The organism is Scytonema sp. PCC 10023 (genome assembly GCF_963920835.1).
Lineage (GTDB): Bacteria > Cyanobacteriota > Cyanobacteriia > Cyanobacteriales > Nostocaceae > Kalymmatonema.
Map to the genome: position 1 here is coordinate 39,321 of NZ_CAWUDP010000003.1, position 22,705 is coordinate 62,025.

Annotated in this window: 16 protein-coding genes; 5 read left to right on the plus strand and 11 right to left on the minus strand. The window is 43.8% G+C overall.

Annotated features, from left to right (window positions below; all coding sequences use genetic code 11):
- Together ACM0OZ_RS02775 and ACM0OZ_RS02780 are read right to left on the minus strand one after the other, a co-directional pair.
- Positions 1–1,470: a protein kinase domain-containing protein gene (locus ACM0OZ_RS02775; RefSeq protein WP_414581308.1), complete on the minus strand. Its 1,470-nt coding sequence runs from the start codon at positions 1,468–1,470 to the stop codon at positions 1–3.
- A 625-nt stretch (positions 1,471–2,095) separates the two neighbouring features.
- Complete coding sequence (locus ACM0OZ_RS02780) at positions 2,096–3,175, minus strand: RuBisCO accumulation factor 1 (RefSeq protein WP_414581309.1); 1,080 nt, start codon at positions 3,173–3,175, stop codon at positions 2,096–2,098.
- Between the two features lie 59 nt (positions 3,176–3,234).
- Between ACM0OZ_RS02780 and ACM0OZ_RS02785 the strand changes: the two genes are divergently transcribed.
- From ACM0OZ_RS02785 to ACM0OZ_RS02795, 3 genes are all read left to right on the plus strand, one after another.
- Positions 3,235–3,408: a hypothetical protein gene (locus ACM0OZ_RS02785; RefSeq protein ID WP_414581310.1), complete on the plus strand. Its 174-nt coding sequence runs from the start codon at positions 3,235–3,237 to the stop codon at positions 3,406–3,408.
- A 116-nt stretch (positions 3,409–3,524) separates the two neighbouring features.
- Positions 3,525–4,217, plus strand: a complete 693-nt coding sequence (gene ubiE / locus ACM0OZ_RS02790) for a bifunctional demethylmenaquinone methyltransferase/2-methoxy-6-polyprenyl-1,4-benzoquinol methylase UbiE (protein ID WP_414581311.1) — start codon at positions 3,525–3,527, stop codon at positions 4,215–4,217.
- 88 nt (positions 4,218–4,305) lie between these two features.
- Positions 4,306–5,544: a DUF445 domain-containing protein gene (locus ACM0OZ_RS02795; RefSeq protein ID WP_414581312.1), complete on the plus strand. Its 1,239-nt coding sequence runs from the start codon at positions 4,306–4,308 to the stop codon at positions 5,542–5,544.
- A 755-nt stretch (positions 5,545–6,299) separates the two neighbouring features.
- On the opposite strand, the gene ACM0OZ_RS02800 is transcribed toward ACM0OZ_RS02795, so the two are convergent.
- The 8 genes from ACM0OZ_RS02800 to topA form a co-directional block, all read right to left on the minus strand.
- Positions 6,300–6,884, minus strand: a complete 585-nt coding sequence (locus ACM0OZ_RS02800) for a TIGR00730 family Rossman fold protein (RefSeq protein WP_414581313.1) — start codon at positions 6,882–6,884, stop codon at positions 6,300–6,302.
- A gap of 50 nt (positions 6,885–6,934) precedes the next feature.
- Entirely contained in the window at positions 6,935–7,531 is a 597-nt protein-coding gene (locus ACM0OZ_RS02805; RefSeq protein WP_414581314.1) for a hypothetical protein, read from the minus strand.
- Positions 7,532–7,860: 329 nt separating this feature from the next.
- Complete coding sequence (locus ACM0OZ_RS02810; RefSeq protein ID WP_414581315.1) at positions 7,861–8,715, minus strand: AraC family transcriptional regulator; 855 nt, start codon at positions 8,713–8,715, stop codon at positions 7,861–7,863.
- A 22-nt stretch (positions 8,716–8,737) separates the two neighbouring features.
- Entirely contained in the window at positions 8,738–11,377 is a 2,640-nt protein-coding gene (locus ACM0OZ_RS02815; protein ID WP_414581316.1) for an HD family phosphohydrolase, read from the minus strand.
- Positions 11,378–11,589: 212 nt separating this feature from the next.
- Complete coding sequence (locus ACM0OZ_RS02820) at positions 11,590–12,528, minus strand: ADP-ribosylglycohydrolase family protein (RefSeq protein ID WP_414581317.1); 939 nt, start codon at positions 12,526–12,528, stop codon at positions 11,590–11,592.
- A gap of 154 nt (positions 12,529–12,682) precedes the next feature.
- Positions 12,683–13,144: a type II 3-dehydroquinate dehydratase gene (gene aroQ / locus ACM0OZ_RS02825; RefSeq protein ID WP_414581318.1), complete on the minus strand. Its 462-nt coding sequence runs from the start codon at positions 13,142–13,144 to the stop codon at positions 12,683–12,685.
- 9 nt (positions 13,145–13,153) lie between these two features.
- Positions 13,154–13,291: a hypothetical protein gene (locus tag ACM0OZ_RS02830; protein WP_041035496.1), complete on the minus strand. Its 138-nt coding sequence runs from the start codon at positions 13,289–13,291 to the stop codon at positions 13,154–13,156.
- Between the two features lie 521 nt (positions 13,292–13,812).
- The gene (gene topA, locus ACM0OZ_RS02835) at positions 13,813–16,458 is read right to left on the minus strand and encodes a type I DNA topoisomerase (RefSeq protein ID WP_414581319.1); all 2,646 of its coding nucleotides are present in this window, start codon (positions 16,456–16,458) and stop codon (positions 13,813–13,815) included.
- 1,397 nt (positions 16,459–17,855) lie between these two features.
- Between topA and ACM0OZ_RS02840 the strand changes: the two genes are divergently transcribed.
- On the plus strand, positions 17,856–18,176 hold the full coding sequence (locus ACM0OZ_RS02840) for an RNA-binding protein (protein WP_332995341.1): 321 nt from the start codon (positions 17,856–17,858) through the stop codon (positions 18,174–18,176).
- A gap of 279 nt (positions 18,177–18,455) precedes the next feature.
- A complete protein-coding gene (locus ACM0OZ_RS02845) occupies positions 18,456–20,003 on the plus strand; it encodes an NAD(P)H-quinone oxidoreductase subunit N (protein ID WP_414581320.1) in 1,548 nt (515 codons plus the stop codon).
- Between the two features lie 388 nt (positions 20,004–20,391).
- Here the strand turns inward: ACM0OZ_RS02845 and ACM0OZ_RS02850 are convergent, their stop codons facing one another.
- Positions 20,392–22,167, minus strand: coding sequence for a sensor histidine kinase (locus ACM0OZ_RS02850; RefSeq protein WP_414581321.1), 1,776 nt, complete (start codon positions 22,165–22,167; stop codon positions 20,392–20,394).
- Positions 22,168–22,705 lie beyond the last annotated feature (538 nt).

Consider the following 22,705-nt stretch of genomic DNA (forward strand, 5'->3'; position numbering starts at 1 on the left):
TTAAGAATTTATGTTACTTAAGCGTTGTTGAAATTTATAAGCATTTTCTTCCTCGGGAATTTCTTGTCCTAACATCTGCACCAATCGCGCTGGAGAAATTTCCGGATAAGACTCTAGAACTTTTTGGACAAGGAAAGTAGCTACTGGACCAACTATATCAGCTAGTTCTTTCTCGCATTGACGCACAAAGTTTTCGTTAATTTTTTGCTTTTCCTTGCTTTGTCTCTCTGTAGAAGTTGTGTGAAGTTTTCCAGCAGTGTCTTGCATAAGTAACATGACCTGCTTCTCAAACTCCACCTGTTCCTGCTTAGAAAGGTAAAGCCGCAAATTCTCTACCAGTTCTTTGGGGTTAAGTGTGTCTTTACCAGCTTGGTGTAACAAGGTAGGGGCGATAGGACCAAGAAGTTCAATCAACTTGTTTTCTAAAACAGAATATTTTTCTGGAGAAAGGACTAAGTTAGGGGTAGGTTCTACGTTCGCCATAACAATACCTTTGGAGTTAGAATGTGCTGGTTTTTTTTCTAAAGAAGAGATTTGTATAACAGGGTCAATTTCCTTTAAACGTTGCCAAGCTATTTGCAAGATGACCTGCTCTCTTTCTCGCAAAATTTCTTGAGTATTTTTAGGTCTTTTTCCCAATGATGGTTCCATTAATCTATCGATAAAATTTGCAAAAATTGGGGAAATGTCTGATGCTAGGCTAGGCCAAATCAAATGACCTGTTACAGAGCTACAAGCCAAATTACTGGGATGCTGACCTGTGAGTAAATGAACAAATGTACGCCCTAAAGCAAAGAAATCAGATTGCGGAACAACTTTGCGTTGAAATTGCTCGGGAGCCGTATAACCATATGAACATACAAATGTGACAGTGTGCCCATTAATGACTGTCTGTGTAATTTCTCTGGCTGTTCCAAAGTCAATTAATGCGAGTTTACCATTAGGTTTTAGTATAATATTGGAAGGCTTAATATCGCGATGCAAAAATCCATTTTGATGCACGTAAGCTAAAATTTCAGTGATTTGTTTGAGCCAATAAATTGCCAAATCTTGAGAAATTGGTTCATTGTCATTCTCATTCAACCACTGCTGCAAATTCTGCCCCTTAAATTTTTCCATTATTAGACAGAGCAATTCTTGACCGTTGTTAAAATACAAGGAGAATTTTTCTTCTGCTTTAGGAATTCCTGGATGCGTTAACTGACTAAGAATATTTGCTTCTTGTTCAAAAAGTTCGACTATTTTAGAATCATTTTTCATCAAAACTTTGAGAACTTTCAGCGTGTTGTTATCCTTGATATCTTTTACTTCAAAAATCTCAGAGTAACGATACGGTGCGTCCAGATTACATAAAGGTCTAATTGGCAGATATCTGTTCTTAATCAACAAGGGTGTATTGCAGGCTTCGCACTTGGTAGCAGCGTCGGAGTTTTGACGCTGTGAACACTTGGGGTTTAAGCAATAGAGCATACTTCTACAGAGGAATCCCCGTAGGTGAGATATTTCGACTTCTGTTTATCTTTCGAGGGGGTTTGGGGGAGCTATAAGATCCACGTCCTACCCGATAGGGAGGCGTGGGATACATGGACTCCGCCTCGTTAATTTTATGGAGTTCAATACCCCTAAAATTAACAAAAAAACACGTATATTTGTTGGCAATTGCTAACAAAAACGTTAGGATAAATATACCGTATAATCAGCGGTTGCCTTGACTCAAACGGACACGCTTTCTTGTGCGTGGTGAACAGCGCAAACGGCATAAATCGGTCTGTACAGGGGTTCCAACCAAAAACTTCGGGTGAGATGTGCCCGATTCTGTAGTTGGGTAAAAACTTCTCTGCGAGACGCTTCGCGAACGCAGTACGTAGGTGTATTTTCCATTCGTTTTCGTAGGGAGAGCAGTACGCACGGGCTATGCGGAACGGAAACCGCCTGGGCAATCGGTCTGCCGGGGTCGTATGGGAGAAATTTTGCACGACTAGGTAAGTGGTGCAATACCCGGAAGGGAAATAACCAGGAAAACCCAATCGTGAGGTTGGGAAACCTACACCGTAATCTCTGATTCGGTGTAGGAGAGGTCACTAATCGGCAATAACTATTCGTCAATTTGCCAAACATCCTTAGTTACATTTTCATCCAAAATTTTCTTCGGTCGCACAATCACAATAATTCGCCCGAGTAAAGGAATTTCTGGTGCGGTTTCAAACCATTGAAAATCTAATTCACCAGAGTTATCAACTACAAAGTAACTATTAGCGTCCCATTCTCGCTGTTGCCGATCTATAACAACCAACACAGGTTGTGATAGATTTTGTGTTTGGTTGGGAAGGCGATCGCTCTTGCACAAAATCACCACAGGATCTTCCGCATTCAACAAAACCTGCCAACCTGGTAACGGAACCCAAGCTTGCTCTCCGGCAAATTTCACCATGCGAAATGGTTCTATCTCTTCTATCAGGGGTACTGCTTGCAGGTCTTTTGGTGTCAATGGCAACGCACCCACCACTGGTACAAGCCGGGGCAATTCCTCGTCTGATTCCAGGCGGTAAAAGGGCAAAATAGGGGCAGGACGTTTAGGTACGACTGTAAAATCAGTCAGTAACTGTTCGATTTGTTTCCTTGCTGTTTGTGAGTGAGCAAAACGTAAACCTTTGGCTATGAGGCGGGAGCGTTCTTGTAAGTCTGAGTTTTGGCGGGCTAGTTTCCAACATTGATAGGCAACTGCGTCCCCTGGATGATTTTCAAACCCCTCGGGTAAGGTACGAAAGCGGGAAAAATCTTTGATTGCTTTGGCGACTTCCCGCGCCTCATCAACATCAACTTTGTGTTGGAAAGTCAGTTCCGCAGCACCAGCACGTTCTTCTTGGGTGAGCAGCCGCAGTTCGTACAAAACATCACTTCCGCGCGTGCTGTAATGCGATCGCACTGCAACAGAAGCACCAGCCTTTTCTATAGAATTGTAAACTTGAGCGCCAACAACGACCTGATTTTGTTGTACCTGCTCAAATCCAGTTGCCTCAAAAATGGCTTGGGGATCGTAACCGAGTTTTTGCAGTTGGGCTATAGCAACTCCCCATTCCACCCAGGTGCCTTGCTTTTGTCTAAGCTTTCGCAGCAACTCTGGTGCCACATCGTTATTATCAGAATTTTGAGCATTGGGTGGTAGGTCAGTCATAATCCAGGGTTCGAGCTTCAGAAGGCGGTTAATACTTATGCAGCAAGTCTTATTGTATTATGAATCCTCCCGCACCTGACTCTTCAAGTACAGATGGGCTTTCAGTATTCTATTGTGAAGCCGATTTATCCGTTTTCAACAAAAAAACAGTAGAAAACTGGCTGGCTCAAGATCCACTCTTCACCGAGGCGATCGTGCTTACTTGCACTCGTTACTATCAACCGACAAAATAGATAGTCATATCAAGTCCGGATCAACACTTGTAAAAAAATACCCTGCCCCTAATCCCCAGAGGGAACCGGTGAGTTCCCACAAATGACAAATGACAAAAACTAATCACTCATAACTAATGACTGATAACATTCGTACTATTTTTAACCGCATTGCTCCTGTTTATGACCAGTTAAATGATTGGCTGAGTTTAGGACAACACCATGTATGGAAGGAAATGACAGTCAAATGGAGTGCAGCTAAACCGGGAGATACAAGTCTTGATTTGTGTTGCGGTAGCGGAGACTTATCTTTTCGGTTAGCACGACGTGTAGGAAGAAACGGACAGGTGTATGCAGTAGATTTTTCTTCACAATTACTAGAAATTGCCAAGAAACGTTGTCAAACTCAGTATCTCCAACCTAACATTACTTGGGTGGAAGCTGACGTTCTTTCCTTACCTTTTGAGGATAATCAATTTGATGCTGCAACAATGGGCTATGGTTTAAGAAATGTAACAGATATTACGCGTAGTTTGAAAGAGTTACACCGCGTTTTGAAAGCGGGTGCTAAAGCTGCGATTTTGGACTTTCATCGTCCCAGCAATCCCCAACTCCGCGCCTTTCAGCAGTGGTATCTGGACAATCTTGTCGTTCCAATTGCCAATAACCTAGGACTAAAGGAAGAATACGCCTACATTAGTCCCAGCTTAGACCGCTTTCCCACAGGAAATGAGCAAGTAGAGATAGCTCGTCAAGTTGGTTTTGCAGCAGCAACACATTACCCCATTGCGAACGGTATGATGGGAGTGTTAGTGATAACGAAATTTTAAATTTTATGTCGGGCACTAGGGACTAGGGACTAGGGACTGGGAAAATCCTAATCCCTAATCCCTAATCCCTAATCCCTAATCCCAAACGATGGATTGGTCTCACCTTTGGCTTTATGTGTCTCCCCCGATAGTGGGTGGAGTTATTGGCTATTTCACTAACGATATAGCCATCAAAATGTTATTTCGTCCCTACCGCGCAATTTACATCAGCGGACGAAGAGTACCTTTTACACCTGGATTGATTCCACGTAATCAGGAACGGCTTGCCAAGAATGTCTCAGATACAATCATGGGGTCGCTGCTGACACCAGAGGAGTTGCAAAAACTGGCGCGGCGATTGTTGCAAACCGAACGGGTGCAAGGAGCAATTCTCTGGATATTGCGACTGGCAATTGACCAATTAAAATCCGATAAAGAGCAGAAAACTGCCAAGATTTTGTCAGGAATATTGCGGGATTTGTTAGGGGAATCCTTACCTCGTCTTTTGAAGGTTTTAGCGCGGCGAGAAGACTTCTTAGAGGCGCAGGTCAATCAAATTTTTGACCAAATATTACTGGATTTTCAACTGACTGAGGAACAAGCTGGTCGCCTTGCTGAGTGGCTGCTACAAGTCGTTGTACCGCCGGATGTGCTGCGACAAGCAATCATTGACTTTTTGACGGATCGCACGATTCAAACTATTGACGAAAGTTTTCGGGAAAAAACCAGCGGTACCTATTGGGTGGTCGCTAATATATTGGGCTTACGCAATGCTTTGAGCCGGCTGCGGACTTATTGTTTGGATGAAAAAGACGCTACCAATGCGCGCTTGCAGGAATTGACGCAAGAATTGCAGGTGCGCGATCGCATCAAGCGATTTCTGCTAAGTTTATCTTTACAAAATTTACCAATAGGCACAGTACGGCAATTGCGAAAGACGACACGCGAAAGCGTCCGTCATTACCTGCAAACACGCGGTAGCGATTTACTCCAAGGATTAAGTGGCTCCGTTGACTGGGAGAATACTGCCATGTTGCTGGTGAATCGCCTCAGCACGTCACCCGTTGTAACTAGTTCGCTGGAAGTCGTCAGCAAAGAATTGGCTCTTGTTTTAGAGCGTTATTTGGAAAGAGACTTAGAAGCAATTGTGACTCAGGTAATTCCAATTTTGGCAATTGATCAAGTGATTGTTGACCGCGTCAAATCAACTTCACCTGCTGATTTAGAAGCGGCAATTGAGGGAATTGTCAAAAATGAATTGCAGGCAATTGTCAATTTAGGTGGTGTTTTAGGCTTTATTGTGGGATTGGTGCAAGTAACGTTTTTGTTGTTTAGTCAATCGTTATAAACTCGTACCTTGGCTTTTCCAGGGTACGCAATTCAATTCAAATACGCCTTCTTACTAGCTCACTCTGTCTGTTGTTGCAACGAATGTACCTGTTCAACAGATAACCCAGTCAAAACAATTCAAAATTCAAAATTCAAAATTCAAAAATAATACCCCATGACTAAAGCTAGGGGCTTGAAGCAAGGATGCTACGCTTTTTTTGTTTTCCATGGCTAAAGCCAGGGGCTTGTATTCCAACTGTCAATTCAAAATTTTTTCTTAAATTTTGAACGCGTGAATGAGCGAATTTTGAATTCAAAAAATGGTCACTTTTACTACCTCTTCCACAGACATTCCGCTTTTTAGCAAATTCACAGCAACTCGCCTAATACCCTCTTGAAGCCCTTCGGCGCGACCTTCAGCCTTGATTTCTTAATACATCACGGATTCCTTCATAACATCTTGGCGCAATATTGTTTGAATCAACCCTTGATCTAATACTAAACTAGCCAAAATAGATGTTGCAGCTGCCACATTGCTCTGTTGCCGTCGGTCATTAACCGCTTCTGCCTACAATGAAATTATTCTTTTAATGCAATACGGTTTAGATAAGACCAGAACCCTTATTAGGAACACGATGTAGAGACGCGACGCCAGTCGCCTAGGTCGGGAGACCCTCCTGCAGCGCTGGCTCGCCATGGCGCGTCTCTACACAGGTGATTTTTTACACATCAACCTTAACTGAACCGTATTGTCTTTCAATGTTGGTTTATCTATCAGGGCGTAACCTCTTTCCTTATCCACTTATCAACGTATTGAGGTTGATAATTCGCCAATAAATCAAGTAAATTTTCTGGTTCGGCTGCTTCCAATACCAGAGAGCGATTGATAGGACGTAAAAATTCTTCAGTGACAGCCTGGTCAAAAAATTTCAGTAGTGGGCTATAGTAGCCATTGATATTAAGCAGACCAAAAGGCTTTTGATGTAACCCCAATTGTGCCCAAGTCAGGACTTCGCAAAACTCCTCCAGCGTTCCGTAGCCTCCAGGAAGTGCCACAAAAGCATCGGACAGTTGCGCCATCATAGTTTTACGTTCGTGCATCGAGTTGACAATATGAAGTTGTGTCAGTCCAGTGTGAGCAATTTCCTTTGCCACCATAAAATCTGGAATCACTCCAATGACCTCACCACCAGCTGCTAAGGTGGCATCAGCAATTGTACCCATTAGCCCAACATTGCCACCCCCATACACCAAACCCAACTTCCGTCGCGCTAGCGCTTCGCCCATTGCAAGAGCCGCTTGTTGGTAAGCTGGTTGTACACCCATACTAGAACCGCAAAACACGCACACGTACTTCACTGTTCAGCTAGCCTCCTTGATACTGTAAAAAAAGCTAGCACACTGAGTTTCTAACTGGCTAACTTCCTCTGCATTCTGGGAGCAACTAGGCGAAGCATCATTGCTACAACTAGCAAAATCGAAAGCGGCAAATAGATGAACATTGACTGGGAAATCCTCAGACTGAATTCCAGCGTAAAACCCAGCCAGAAATAATGCATTCCGGTACTGTGCAAAATCTTCCAGGCAGGTTGACCTATCCAGGCGGCTGGGCGCTTAAACGAGGTCACAGTCATGGCAATGAGGAAAATATAGCCTAATGTTCCCAAAGGGTCAAATTTGAGGGCAGATCCAGAGGTGACAAACCATAAGCCGAGAATCGCGATCGCATGATAAGTATGAGACACCGCAAAAGATAGCCCTAGGTAGCGGCGATTTTTCAAAAGCCACGCTGTTAGAGGCGTTGACCAAATTCTGTGAAGTGTTGAAGCCACAAACGCACAAAGAAACAGGACACATGAGGTACGAGCAGTTGCTCGAATTGCCATCCGCATCCCTTGCTCATCAATTCCATGAACAAGCCAGATGACACCAACCATTGCGCCAATCGCCAGCACTGACAAACCAACAATGCGCCATCCTTGTAGAGGATGTCGAGTCTCTCTCATATTTGCTACTCCTTTAAAATTCCATACAAGAATTGACACTTTCTCGGAATCAAAATTTTGATTGAATGACTGGAAAGCGTCTGTTGTTATTGCTGATAGCTACCAAGTTTAGCGATCGCCGTCTGGGGCTGTCTTGCCTATTCTTCCGAAAAATGTCCTAATCTTCCTTTAAACTTTAAAACAGTGAACAGTGACGGCTGCGATGGTGTGGTTGTACTGACACCAAAGCTTTCTGTGTTCTTGGTGTGGTGTTTCTCCCGGAGGATGAAACTGATAACTGATAACTGATAACTGATAACTGATAACTGATAACTGATAACTGGTAACTGTTAAAGCCTGTCCCTATAGACCTTTGGTGTTGTTTTGGTATATTGACGAAAGACCCTTGTGAAATGGCTCTGACTTTCAAAGCCAACTTCCTGACAGATTTCTACAAGTGTCAAATCTCGCCTAACCAACAACTGTTTTGCTTTCTCAATTCGGCTTTTGATCACATACTGATGAGGAGTCAGTCCGGTGGATTGTTTAAATAAACTTGCAAAATAATGCGGACTCATCTGCACTACGGCACTTAGTTCAGCTAAGGTCAAGTTTTGGTCTAAATTTTCATGGATGTAGCTGACCACTTGCCTGAGCTTATATTTAGGTAATCCCCCAGTATACTCCTTTAACTGCTGTTGGCGTGACGAGTATCGCCGTAGTAAATGCACGGAGAGTGCTGTTGCCATTGACTCTGCGTATAGCCGACTGTCTGCGCCTCCTGCTTCTAGCTCAGCTAAGAGTGCCAAACCCATGTGCGAAATCAACGGATCGCGTAACTTCAACTGCGGCACAAGTTCGATTTGGTCTGCATTCACACATTCGTGAGCAGCACCGATAAGCGTTGCCCTTTCAACAAACAAATCGATGATTGGGACTTCGCGATCAACCTGTGCCTTGGGGAAGGGTTGGCTCGCTGGGAAAATGCCAATATCACCCTTGGTATAATCTATATGCTGCCAACGTCCGTTCAGCGTATAGCTGCCACGAAAATCATCAAGAGCGATGATAATAAGATGCTGAGCAAACTGAGTTTCAGGTATTTCGTCGGCGGGTTCTACCTCATAAATGAGGTGCAAGCTATTCCATCCTGCCTCAAAGCTTTCTAACAAGTGTAAATGCTGGGGAGGTTCGTGATTGGACATAGCTGGTAGCAGCTATAAAAAGCTACTTATTATTTACTGTTGACTTTGGATAAGCAATGCGCTTGTGATGGAATTGCTGCCAAACTTGCAGGAAAATTTCAGCAATTTGGCTCATCTCCTCTCGTGTTAACCCAGAATCTACCAGTTGATTGTCTTGCCATCTGGCACGAAGGATATTGTTCAGCATTGCTAAAGCTTTTTCTGGAGTGGCGTCTCGAAGCGATCGCAGCGCCGCTTCGCAGGTATCTGCCAACATGACTATTCCGGTTTCTCGTGACTGGGGAATTGGACCATCGTAGCTAAAATCTGCCTCCCTAACTTTTATACTTGGATCTGCTTGTGCCATTTGCTGTGCTTGGTGATAGAAATAGGCAATTTGCATTGTTCCCTGATGCTCTGGAATGAAAGCTTGAATTGAGGAAGGCAAACTGTGCCTCCGTGCCATCACCAACCCTTCACTGACGTGCTTTTTGATGATTTGTGCACTCTTCCAAGGGTCTTTAATTTCTGTATCGTGTTTATTTGGTTGCCCCATTTGATTTTCAATAAATGACATTGGGTCGTGCATTTTACCAATATCGTGGTACAATGCACCTGCTCTGACAAGTTCGACGTTGCATCCTAGTTGTTTGGCAGCTGCTTCGGCAAGAGTTGCCACAAGCAGGGTATGCTGAAAGGTTCCAGGTGTTTCAGTAGCAAGTCTTTTCAATAAGGGGCGGTTAGGGTTTGCCAGTTCTGCTAAGCGAATTGGGGTGACTAAATCAAATAGTTTTTCCAGGTAAGGACTCAACCCCATCGCCACGATACTCCATACTAAACCGGATAAAGCAAATAATGCAGCTTCTTGTAGTAGGATGTAGTATATAGGAAGACCCAATGCTGCACTGATCAGGAGCTTGATGATCAGGTAAACACCACCTTCTGTAAAGGCAATGGCAACACTCAAAAGTGCGAGTTCCTCGCGCGATCGCAAGCGCTGTGCTACGTAACTCCCCAAAACTCCCCCTGCTGCACCAGCTAAAAGGGCAATTTTACTCATCTCTAAACTTATGGGTAGCAGCAGCGACAGCAGCCCGATCACAGTCACGCCGAGAGTTGGTCCGTAGAAGCTACCCAACAACAAACCAACGGCACTCCAGGTCGTATACGGTGTACCCATCATCAGTACTAGTGGTACGCTTAGGGTGAGCAGCAAGACCAACAGGCGATCGCTTTGCCGCAATCGGCACTTAATTCGCCGTTCTACTACCGCAAAAATAATTACACACCCAGTAACAGCACCTCCTAACTGTATCAATCCCAGCCAATGAACTTCGCGCTGAATCAGGTGGTAATGCTCTAGTACATCAAAGTTCCATGCAGTAATCTTTTGTCCCTGGCGGACAATCACCTCACCTTTTTGTACAGTGATGATTACGGGTTCTACCTGAGCAGCAGCCTTTGCAGCTATGAGTTGCGTTCGTAATTCATCTTTCTTAAGATTTGGCTTGAGTACGGCTAACAAAAGTTTGGTTGCTAAGGGTTCGGCGTCTTTTGGTACTAAAGTCTGCACATGTAGGTTGAGTGCATTTCGTAGGATGCTTTGCGGTAGCCCCGGTGAAACACCTTGGGTGAGAATCCGCGCTAAAGAAAGCTGAATTCCCATCTGTGTTTTCGCCCACTCCTCATCTGACAAATTAAGTAGCGAAGCTTCATCGTACACTGTTTCTGGTTTGGCACTCACCAGATCTGCCAGTTTAGTCTTGGCTTCTTTGTATCCCTGCCGTATTTTTATGATTTGAGCGATCAGTGAAGACAAGTTTGAAATGGAAGTTGTGAGGTGGTAAGTTTCTAATTCCGCTACTGCTTGTGCAAAGTCTATGTTTTGGAACAAATCATTTGATTTTGAGTCTAACGTGTTGAGTGGGTTAGACGTAGAAACTGAGACGGGAAGATGGGGAGATGAGGGAGATGAGGGAGATGAGGGAGATGAGGGAGATGAGGGAGATGAGGGAGTTATCCGCTTTATCTGTCCTCTTTGACTTGTCTGCTTTTGAGCCAAAACTCCTGATTTGTGCTTACCATTTTCTACAGCTAACAGCAGTGCTTGCCATTCCGCATCGGAACAGGAACGCAAGTAACGCTGAGTAGAGACGGAGAGAATGAAAGTGTCAAAAAAAGGAAAAGACCCTACAGAGCTACGAATTTCGTTACCTTCTTGCAGCATCTGTTGTAAATTTTCCTTAATTTCTGCATTGATTTGCGCATCTATCATTAGCACTGGTAGGAAGTTTTGAGTTGCGGCTTTGCGCTTTTCCTCTGTTTTTTTCTTATTCTCGATTCTCGCAGTGGCTGGTGCTCTGATCGTCTGTGGCGCAAAAGTCCCCACCTGCAACTGGGGTTGGTTATATAACTTTTGCCCCATGACCCCTGTCAACAAGACAACTGCGATCGCGAAAACAACAGGGTAACGCTTTGCTTTCACCCAGCGCGAACCTACTCGATAAATACCATTTTTTTTATCTTTGACCGATTGTGTCATTGAGCTTGACGCTCTTGCTATTGGGTATCCGTCTTTCCCACTTGTTTTTAATAAATGCATTTGACGGTGTAGCACTTTATACTCTCGCCGCCAGAAAGTCAATTTCTGGGTCAAGGACTGAAAAAATTGCTGCGTTTTCATCACCTATGACCGCAGTTGTTTACTCTGATAGCTTAAAACAAGACAATCCGAAGCGGGAATATACTTGAAGCCAATTTGCCACAATAGCTACCTATAGATTTTGATTTCAGGTTTCCTTTTGGATATTAGGATTACAATTGACTTAGGTAGAGAAGAATGGTTTTGTAGTCTGTCATGTTTTGCACAAGCGCCTTTATTGACTCTAAAGACTATTAGCGTGACTTAATGACGCGAGGAGCTGCTGTTGCTTGTAAGGACACAAGATGTGGTGCAATTGCACTTCCTTCTTCAGTGACCATCACTGGACGCAAAGCCAGGTCATACACTCCTGACCACACAGCTACAAGTGCTTCAGCTAATTCTACCATCCGACGAGATGAGCTTACTTGACCTTCTGTTGAGTTTGCTTGTACAAGCATAACCTGCCAAGTGATGGGAATACCTACTACACTATTGTATGCTCCTGATAAAGCACCAGTAATTGCACTTATTTCTTGTGAACGATGACTATTGTGAATAGCTCGCAAAACTGAAAGCCGAAAGTCCTCTATGGTACTCAGAAAACAGTAAAAAGCCACAGCAATAGAGTGGCTTAACTTTCCTTCCTTACTGAATTCGGCTTGTACCCTTTCTAACCCGGCACCGTCTTCTAACAAATTATTAACTTTTAATAATTGTTGTGGCAAGTCTGTCGATGTTTCTCCAACAAAGGAGATAGTCTGAGAAATGAGGCTTGCTCGAGTGAGTTTTTCCGTCAGCGATTGAGCGATCGCATAGCCTACTGCGAGTATTCCATCCCGCACAATCGGCTGATTCTGCCAAATTTCAGCCGCCAGCAGTAAGTTGTGTCTTAGTTTAATCGGATTTTCGTGAAAAAATAGCGCCACAGGCAATGTGGCAAGAATAGCCCCATAGCTATTTTCTAAGTTCGTCAATTCTTGTTGCTTTGCTTTTTGCCAATCTTGTTGGTCAAATCTACCCAAAGAAATCAAACTGGAAGCACACTCAATAGCCATATCACTCCAGTGCAAAGATGTGATTTTCAACGTCCCTGCACCCTGTAACTGATTTCTACGACTAGAAGCTGTGTTTTCTCCAAGAAGTGCCCCGAGTATTGTGCCTTTAAACCGGCTTCCAAGAGAGTAGCGCATATTGCAATAATCATGAATTGTGAATGATCAATTATGACCCTTCGGGTATGCCAGTTGCCGAAGCGTAGGAAATCTGCTTATGCCCTACGGGTAAGCTTCCGCCAACAGCACGCTTGCTTCACCTTATTTGCATTCATAATTCATCATTCATCATTCATAAGTTCCGTAAATGATGCACCAACGCCTGCAAGCCTAGTAAATAACTTTGTGCCCCAAAACCACTGATCTGCCCAATTGCGACTGGGGCTATATACGAATGATGGCGGAACTCTTCCCGGCGGTGAATGTTACTCAAATGCACTTCTACTGTAGGCAAGTTAACAGCAGCGATCGCATCTCGTAACGCTACACTTGTGTGAGTGTATGCCCCTGGATTGATTAAAATTCCTTGATGTTGCCCTAGTGCTTCATGAATAGCATCTACCAGAACGCCTTCATGATTTGACTGTAATGGAAATACCTTCGCCTGTAGTTTTTTTCCTTCTTCCTCTAAAGCGCGATTAATTTCAGCCAATGTCAGCGATCCATATATTCCTGGTTCTCGCAGTCCCAGCAAATTCAGGTTTGGTCCATGCAGCACCAGAACGCGGTTGGGTTCCAACGTCAACTCCAGCACAAATGCTTCTTAACGACGGCGTGAACGATCATCTACAGGAATCGGAATGAGTTCCGGCTCCTGTTCAGCCTCTGGTCCCAAAAGGGCTTCTATTAGCTTGCGTGCCAAGTCCTTAAGCTTTTCTAGCACCTTTTCTATATAGTCCATTGAACTGACCGCTCCTGAAATACTTTCAAAGATGTTTATTATCATTTACGGACAAAGCAGAGTATTTATGCACCTCTAGCTTCAAAATAGGATAGTTTACACACTTCGTGAATTTTTAAAATTCGGTGTTATCTCTCCTACATTTTAGAGTATCACATCACCAGATATGAGACTGCATCCTACCAATGAGGGTTTTTGATGGGTTTGACACTCCCACTGCCTTTTAGGCGGTGGCATTCTTGGGCTGAGGAAAGCCTTTAGGTTCTCGCTTTCAACTGGCGACTATACCGTTTGGCTTTTTACAAATCCGCTTTAGGGCTTATTTGATTTTAGCAAAGAGTCACAGCACTTTGAGCGTGCAGTGACTCATCATCTTATCCCAAGCGGGGTATATCAGGCTTGGGCTTTCTGCTTCAATTGCTGGGTCGCGTTTTTTGTATAAAAAGTTCATAGTTAATAGTCAAGATTAGATGCTCATAGACTATTGACTGTGAACTTTTCAGCTTAACTAGCCTTTTTTGTCATTTTTTTTTGGCAGTGGTGCTTGACGACTTGGTCGTTGATTTAGAGTTAGAACTCGTGGATTTACCCGTTGTTTTGCGAGTAGATTTTGCTGTTGATGCTTTGGATGCCAGCGACTCTAGCGCTGAAGCAAGGGTCATATCTTCCACAGATACTCCTTCTGGCATTTTGGCATTCGTTTTGCCGTGCTTAATGTAAGGTCCGTAGGGACCATTGTAGATATTGACTGGTTCGCCGTCTTCGGGGTGAGGACCTAATTCTCGTACAGCCGCCTTAGACTTGCTGTTGGTACTGCGTCCCTTTTTCGGTTCAGACAACAATTCCAAAGCACGTTCTAAAGAAATTGTCAATACATTATCAGTCGCTTTCAGAGAACGGTAGTCTTTTTCACCACTTTGGTTATGAACAACGTAAGGTCCAAAGCGTCCCAAATTCGCTTGGATTTCAGCACCTGTGGTTGGATGAACCCCTAGTTTTCGGGGTAGTGACAAAAGACCAACAGCTTGCTCAAGGGTGACGTTTTCTGGCGTTACACCTTTAGGTAAGGAAGCTTGTTTGGGTTTAGGGTTTTCCTCGGTTTTGTCACCCAACTGGACATAAGGACCGTAAGGACCAATAAGCACATAAATCGGTTCGCCAGTTTCGGGATGACGACCGAGCTGTTCCGGACCTTCGGTTTTTTGCCGCAGCAGCGTTTCTACCTTTTGGGGATCAAGGTCAGCAGGAGTCAGGTCTTTGGGAATCGAGGCGGTGACAACACCGTCACCATTCTCTTTTTCCAAATAAGCACCATATTTCCCAATACGGACTTTGGCATCTAGGTTTTCCAGTTCCACTGTCCGGGCAACATTGGCATCAATTTGGTTTTCCTGTTCCTTGACTAGGGTTTCTAAACCTTTGTCTCCCAAATAGAATTCCTTAAGATAGGGTAGCCACTTAGCCTCACCTGTGGAAATGTCATCCAGAGTTTGCTCCATTTTGGAGGTAAAGCTGGGATCAACCACGTCGGGGAAGTGTTTTTCCAAGAGTTCCGTGACAGCAAAGGCAGTGAAGGTGGGCACAAGGGCATTATTCGTCAATTGGGCGTAACCCTTGTCAATAATCGTGCCAATGATGCTGGCGTAGGTGCTGGGACGTCCAATACCTTCGCTTTCTAAGGTTTTCACCAAAGTTGCTTCGGTGTATCTTGCCGGAGGTTGGGTTTCGTGACCAACTGCTTCTAAATTGGAACAGTTGGGACTATCGCCCACTTTTAAGTTAGGCAAGATGACTTCCTGGTCTTCCAGCGCCGCTTCTGGGTCGTCGGAACCTTCCACATAGGCGCGTAAGTACCCTGGAAAGTCAATCCGTTTGCCAGAAGAGCGAAAACCAGCATCTTCCACTTGCAACTGCATGGTGATTTGAGTTTGGCGAGAGTCTGCCATTTGGCTGGCGACGGTACGCTTCCAAATCAGGTCGTACAGTTGTAGTTCCCGACCGCCTAAACCAGTTTCTTGGGGAGTGCGGAAGGTGCTACCTGCTGGGCGAATGGCTTCGTGTGCTTCTTGTGCGCCTTTGGATTTGGTGGTGTATTGCCTTGGTTGGGGGCTAAGGTAATTTTTGCCGTAAAGTTTTTCTACACAGTCACGGGCGGCGACGATCGCCTGATCGGACAAATGCACCGAATCTGTACGCATATAGGTAATGTACCCTTGTTCGTACAAATTCTGGGCAATTCGCATCGTGTCCCGTGCGCTAAGGCGCAGTTTACGGTTAGATTCCTGTTGCAGGGTCGAGGTGGTAAAAGGTGGTGCGGGTTTGCGCGTGACAGGGCGTTCGTCTAGGTCTGTGACTTTCCAGGTTTTCCCTGTAAGCCGTTCCTTGAGCGCTTCTGCTTGCTCCTGATTGAGCAGAACCACATTGCGATCGCTGGCAATTTGCCCTGTAGCGGCGTCAAAATCACCACCATTTGCTATCCTTGTGCCTCCCAGTGTGACCAGTTGGGAAGCGAATGACTGCTTAGGAGAATCAGGCGGGGTCAACGTTGCTTTCAAATCCCAGTATGAACCTTGGCGGAAAGCACGACGTTGACGTTCCCGGATGACTAAGACCCGCACTGCAACCGACTGCACGCGCCCGGCAGATAATCCCCAGGCGATTTTTTTCCACAGCAAAGGAGACAGGGTGTAGCCCACAAGTCTATCCAAAATCCGCCGCGTTTCTTGGGCACGAACTAACTGTTCATCGATGTTGCGGCAGTTATTCAAAGCTTTTTTGATGGCGTCAGAAGTAATTTCGTGAAACACCATCCGCTTTGTTGGAACTTTTGGCTTGAGCAACTGGTGTAAATGCCAACTAATGCTTTCACCTTCCCGGTCTTCGTCCGTTGCCAGGATCAGTTCATCTGCTTCTTTAAGGGCGTCTTTAAGCTGAGTGACAATTTTCTTTTTATCTTTAGGGACGACATATAGCGGTTCAAAGTCGGCCTCTACATTTACCCCCAGCTGCGCCCATTTCTCTCCCTTGACAGTCGCGGGAATTTCACTAGCAGACTGGGGAAGGTCACGCACATGACCCATTGACGCTTCCACCCGAAAGCCTTGTGGCAGGTAGTTGCGAATGGTACGAGCTTTGGTCGGAGATTCGACGATGACGAGAGTTGACATGGAAATTTCAAAAAAAAAGAATAGCTGCTAAGCTAAACACTCAATTGAAATCATTAAAAGCGCATCGGTCAAGCTAAAACCTCACGCTAGGGAACATGTGATTTCATCCTGACACAAACCGCCCACAATGGCGCAAGTCCCTCCCAGAGGGAAAGCTAGCAGCAGCTTGTTGTGAATTTCTAGTTATTTCAATCTTTAGCTTATCTAGGGCATAATTGACGACTACAGTTTTCACTCATCCCCCTCAAGGTGAATACAGAAATTTTTTCTGTGATTTCAGTTTGGCTGATTGTTACGGTTTGTGTTATTGGGAGCAACAGGACACGAGGAAGTTCCCTTGTCTTCCCTGGGTTCCCACCTGCTTGCATCGTTACACAGTTTCATCACATCCAAATTTTTGTTGGCTATCCCAAAATTAAATCAAACTTAACAGTCTCAGTGATGCGGGGTGCTTTCACCATAAACAAAGCTTGCTCACCAAGAGCATAACTGCATTTCTAGTTTTTAGGCTAGGTGGATAGTACGAATGAGAGCGCGAATACGAGCCGCAAGGTTGGCGCTATGTTGCAGACTCAAACGCGAGCAATACCCATGCTCGATGCCCTTATGCCCCAAGATATGGCTAGCGGCTTTCCTCCCCATCCCTCCTAAGGTGGGAAGGAAAGCCGTTTCTTTTGTTAAGTTGTTAAAAAAATACGCCAAGAGGGAGAAAAATACAAAACACAAATACTTTTCAAAAGTCAGAGGCTGTTTCTAGGCTGCGTTATGCGCATTTTATTTGTTAACAGTAGAAATTACCTAATTATCTGCGCCGCAACGCACTGCTATCTCCAACAGCGTGACACTTCATTTTAGATTTCGGGCAGTCATGCACTCTATAAAAAATAGAGTCTAATGTCGGTGTTGAGCCTATTTCCTGATTAAAAATGACTTGTAAGGGCGCGGCATATATTTACGCCTTGTGTATTCTACCTAATATGAAATCACGCGCCGAAGGTAATTGGTTGGGTGAATTGGGGAATTGCTCTTTGAAAATTGTATCTACCAACCTTATTTTCTTTATTTTATTTTCAAATTTAAAATAAGTTAATACTGGTTTCCCTATCCTTGCTATATCGGAGTAAGCTCAACATGAAAGTTAATATTACAAGAATTTAGAAAAGTCATCTTCCCTAAGAAATATTTTAAAAATTCATAGATGGGTGAAAAAATATAGTAAGTAGTGATACATTTTATAAAAATCAAGTCCCAAGGACAGATTTAACCTTTCTTTAAGAAAAGTTGTGTTAGGATAAATTTGGAGAAGAAAATTCGGCGATTCTGACCTTGTTATTATCAATAACTGCAAGCGGCTCTCCGGATAGATGTCTCTTGTATATAGGATTCTGGAGAGTTTCATGTCAATTTACGTAGGTAACCTGTCCTACAGCGTCACACAGGACGACCTCACCAAAGTATTTTCTGAGTATGGTACTGTAACGCGAGTTCAACTACCCACAGACCGGGAAACAGGACGTGCGCGTGGCTTTGGTTTCGTAGAAATGGAATCAGAAGCCGCAGAAAATGCTGCCATTAATGCTCTAGACGGTGCTGAGTGGATGGGTCGTGTTATGAAAGTCAATAAAGCAAGACCACGGGAGGAAAAAAGTAGTCGCTCTGGCAGCGGTAACTGGGGCGGCAGAAGCAACGCAGGTGGATATTCTAGTAGACGCTATTAAGGCTTGAAGTTATTGATCAATCAAGCTTCAGAGCTATTGCCAAAAGGCACAAGAAGCATTTGCAGGCACGAAACTTAATATGCTACAGAGATAGCAGTTCATCAAAGAACTGTTTCTGGAGTATTGTATGCAAGCAGATCGGTAAAGAACCGATCTGCTTCATTGTATGAGAACAACTTTTAGCGAGTTTTATTTTGGCTTTTAAATCGCAGTGGGTAAAAGACAATAGAATGAACACAGTTAGACCTGAATGTGTGATAGCCAGAACCTATACAGCTCATGGATTTTGCTAATCTTGCATCCCAGTTGAATGCTGGAACGATTGTGCCTGAGGGGATTGTGATTGTCACCCTCTTGGGGGTTTTAATTGTTGATTTGATTTTAGGGCGGACATCCTCGCGCTGGATTGGATATCTAGCAATTGCAGGTTTATTCGCTTCTATCGTCGCCCTGTACTTTGAATGGGAGAATACAAACCCCATCTCCTTTGGCGGTGCCTTTAATGGTGATGACCTGAGTATCGTCTTTCGCGGTATTGTTGCCTTATCTGCCATTGTCACCATTTTGATGTCGATTCGCTACGTCGAACAAAGTGGTACCGCTTTAGCGGAATTCATAGCAATTTTGCTAACTGCGACCCTGGGAGGAATGTTTCTATCAGGGGCTGGAGAGTTGGTGATGATTTTCATCTCTCTAGAAACCCTGAGTATCTCCTCTTATTTGCTCACAGGTTACACCAAGCGTGACCCCCGCTCTAACGAAGCGGCGCTGAAATACCTGTTGATTGGCGCTTCGAGTACAGCAGTGTTTTTGTATGGAGCTTCGCTGCTGTACGGTTTATCGGGTGGAGAGACTGAACTGAGTGCGATCGCCAATGGAATTGCCATATCTGGTTTTGGTCAATCTCTAGGTTTGGTCATTGCTCTGGTTTTTGTGGTTGCAGGTATTGGTTTCAAAATCTCCGCTGCACCATTCCACCAGTGGACACCAGACGTTTATGAAGGCGCACCCACTCCTGTGATTGCCTTTTTATCAGTCGGTTCCAAAGCAGCTGGATTTGCCTTAGCCATTCGCTTGCTGACAACAGCCTTCCCCTTGGTTGCTGACGAATGGAAGTTTGTCTTCACCGCCCTCGCTGTCCTAAGTATGGTGTTGGGTAACGTAGTCGCTCTTGCCCAAACCAGCATGAAACGGATGCTGGCTTATTCTTCCATCGGTCAAGCCGGGTTCGTGATGATTGGCTTAGTTGCTGGGACACAAGCAGGATATGCCAGCATGATCTTCTACCTGCTGGTCTACCTGTTCATGAACCTGTGCGGCTTTACCTGCGTGATTCTGTTCTCGCTGCGCACAGGAACTGACCAGATTGTGGAATACTCTGGTTTGTACCAGAAAGACCCGCTTCTGACACTGGGTTTAAGCATTTCCCTGCTGTCCTTAGGCGGTATTCCGCCACTTGCTGGATTTTTCGGTAAGATTTACTTGTTCTGGGCTGGTTGGCAGGCTGGAGAATATGGGTTAGTCTTGCTGGGGTTAGTAACCACGGTCGTCTCGATCTACTACTACATCCGTGTGGTTAGGATGATGGTGGTGAAAGAACCTCATGAAATGTCCGACGTGGTGAAGAATTATCCAGAAGTGAGTTGGAATTTGCCTGGGTATAGACCTTTGCAGGTGGGGTTGGTAGCGACATTAATCGCCACTTCCATCGCTGGGATTTTGTCAAATCCGTTATTTACACTGGCTAACAATTCCATCGCTCATACCGCAATTTTGCAACCGACAACGGTTGTGACCACTCAAGTGAGTGCAATGAACAACGAGTAAGTTAGTCATGTGTTGGTAGCTGCGCACAAGCGCAACTACCAGCCATCTGCATTGACCGAAAAAAGACCATAGATTAGGGACTCAGTAGTCAGAATAATAAAACGTGAGTTCGACAAACCTCACCCTCCCAACCTCCCTCTCCTAAAAGGAGAGGGACGAGCAACATTAGAATCAGGGTTTGAAGCCCCTCTCCTCCTAGGAGAGGGGTTTGGGGTGAGGTCTGCTTTGACTTCGTCGAACTCACGTTAATAAAAGGATGCAAGCCCCTCAAACAAGTTAAAAGTTTAAATTTAAAATTTAAAATAAATACTGAATTCTTCTTTTTTTTTACTTTTTACTTGGTTCTTTTTACTTGTTCTAGCGTCCTTATCAAATTCCCTGAATTTATTTATGGCGATACCCAACTGTGTTCTGCGTTCTGCGTTCTTCTTAAAGGAATTTTAATGAGAAATTCTGCGCCTTGTCCTGGAATGGAGTGACAGCTAAGCTCTCCCCCATGTTTTTCAACTACAATTTGATGACTTATTGATAGCCCTATTCCAGTGCCTTTACCCACAGGTTTGGTGGTAAAAAAGGGGTCAAATAATTTTGAGCATACTTCCCCATTTATTCCAGGACCATTATCAGCAATACTAATAATTACCCATTTGTCATTGAGTACTTGAGTGCGAATGTGAATTGTAGGGATTGCAAATTGGTTATTCTTATTCGCTATTCCTTCTTGCAGCGCATCAATGGCATTGGCAATGATATTCATAAATACTTGGTTAAGTTGACCAAAATAGCAATCAAGTAAAGGAAGTTGACCGTATTCTTTGATAACTTTGATTTTTGGATACTTGTCCGTTGCTTGCAATCGGTGTTCCAAAATCATTAAGGTACTGTCTATAGCTGTGTGAATATCAACCTTTTTTTCTACTGCATGCTCAACACGAGAGAAGGTTCGCAGTGACTGAACAATTTCCTTAATTCGCTCTGTTCCTATTGTCATAGAATTAAAGATTTTATTCAAGTCCTGGCTCAAAAAGTCGAGTTCAATTGAATCGATGACTTCTTGAATTTCTTGTGGAGGATTTGGATAATATTGTTGATAGAGTCGCACTAATTTCAGCAAATCTTGCGTATACCCTAACGCATGGTAGACATTGCCATGAATAAAGTTGATCGGGTTGTTAATTTCATGAGCAATACCAGCAACTAACTGTCCCAAACTGGACATTTTTTCAGTATGAATGAGTTGAATTTGAGTTTTTTGCAGCTTATCTAAAGTTTTCTGAAGATGGGTAATAGCTTTTTCAAGGCGGTCAGATTGAGTTTTTGTAGATTGCTCGGAAACATCCAACAATTGAGTTAATGTGGCAATTTGCGAGTTGAGACGTGCAATAGTTTCATCTTGAGGAGTTATCTTTGTGTTCTCATTCGCAACGTATTGGCTATCAGTGCTGAAAATCCTACCACTATCAAAGGGGAGGATTGCCATTTTAACGTTTAATGCAAGTGGACGCAATAAATCAACAGTTGTCCGAGAAATTGCAACCTTCAAAAACATGAGAACGGCAAACATATTCCCTGAAGGCAATAATCCCCCAAACCCTACCACAGACTTGACCTTAAACGGAATCACAAATGAGCTTTGTGAGGGAATGTAAGGACTACCCAAAGCATCAGGGACGTAAAAAACGTTATACATCCGCTGTTCTAAATCAGTGATTAAATTAGGATCTGGTTGCACCACAGTACCAGGATTTAACCCGAGTTGCTGGATGAGTTGGGAAATCATTGGGATGCGAGCGATCGCCTCTTCGCTCTTTAGGGGAATTGCCTTATGTTCTACAGATTTGTGCCGCGAGTTCCATTCTGCTACTTCCCCAGCACTTGCCAATAAAGTTAAGCATTTAAGACTATCAGGAACTGTGATATTACCTAATCTTAAACGAGCATCTTCTTGTAAATCAAGTGGTAGTTCTCCATAAGAATGAGTTTTAAAAAAACGGACAAGCACACAGGTTTTTTCACCATTTTTTATATCAATTATATCATTATATAAATACTCAATAATTATCCGACTTACATCTTCCATACTGTTAGCTTTATCGCTTAAGTGTCGAATAGCTAAACCGCATTCTGACATATCTCTCAAAGTCATTTTCTGTAAGTCAAACATTCTTTCAATCCAATTCCTTATTTATAAAGAATTTGTGATGAAACCAGATCATTTTAGTGTTTTTTATTCAAATGCATTAGAACAGCTAATAATTTGCTTTGTTAACCGAACAAAGTACTTACAACTCCTCAGCTAGTAACTTACAATTGAATAGCAAGATACTTGCACCATTATTTATTTATGACATATGAAAAAGATTTTTTTTCATCGAGTAGGCGCTTTGAAAAAGAGAGAAGTTGCAAGGAGGAGCACCTCGTGAGGGAGGGTTTCCTACGAGTGCAAACTGAGCGCAAAGCGTCCCGTGAGGGATACAGATCGTCCAATTCAATCCCCGCGCATTTATTTATGGGGATGCCCGGTTCTGTGTTCTTTGTTCTGATAACTGAGCTCTTCTTAAAGCATCAATAGTATTTGTCAGAACTAGCTGCTTCACCATTTATAGCAGTAGCAACTTCAAAGTTTGCCTCGGTCAATGACTTTAAGATTATTTCTAGATTAGCAGGAGTATTATTCCCTACTCAAATTATATTTTTCTATG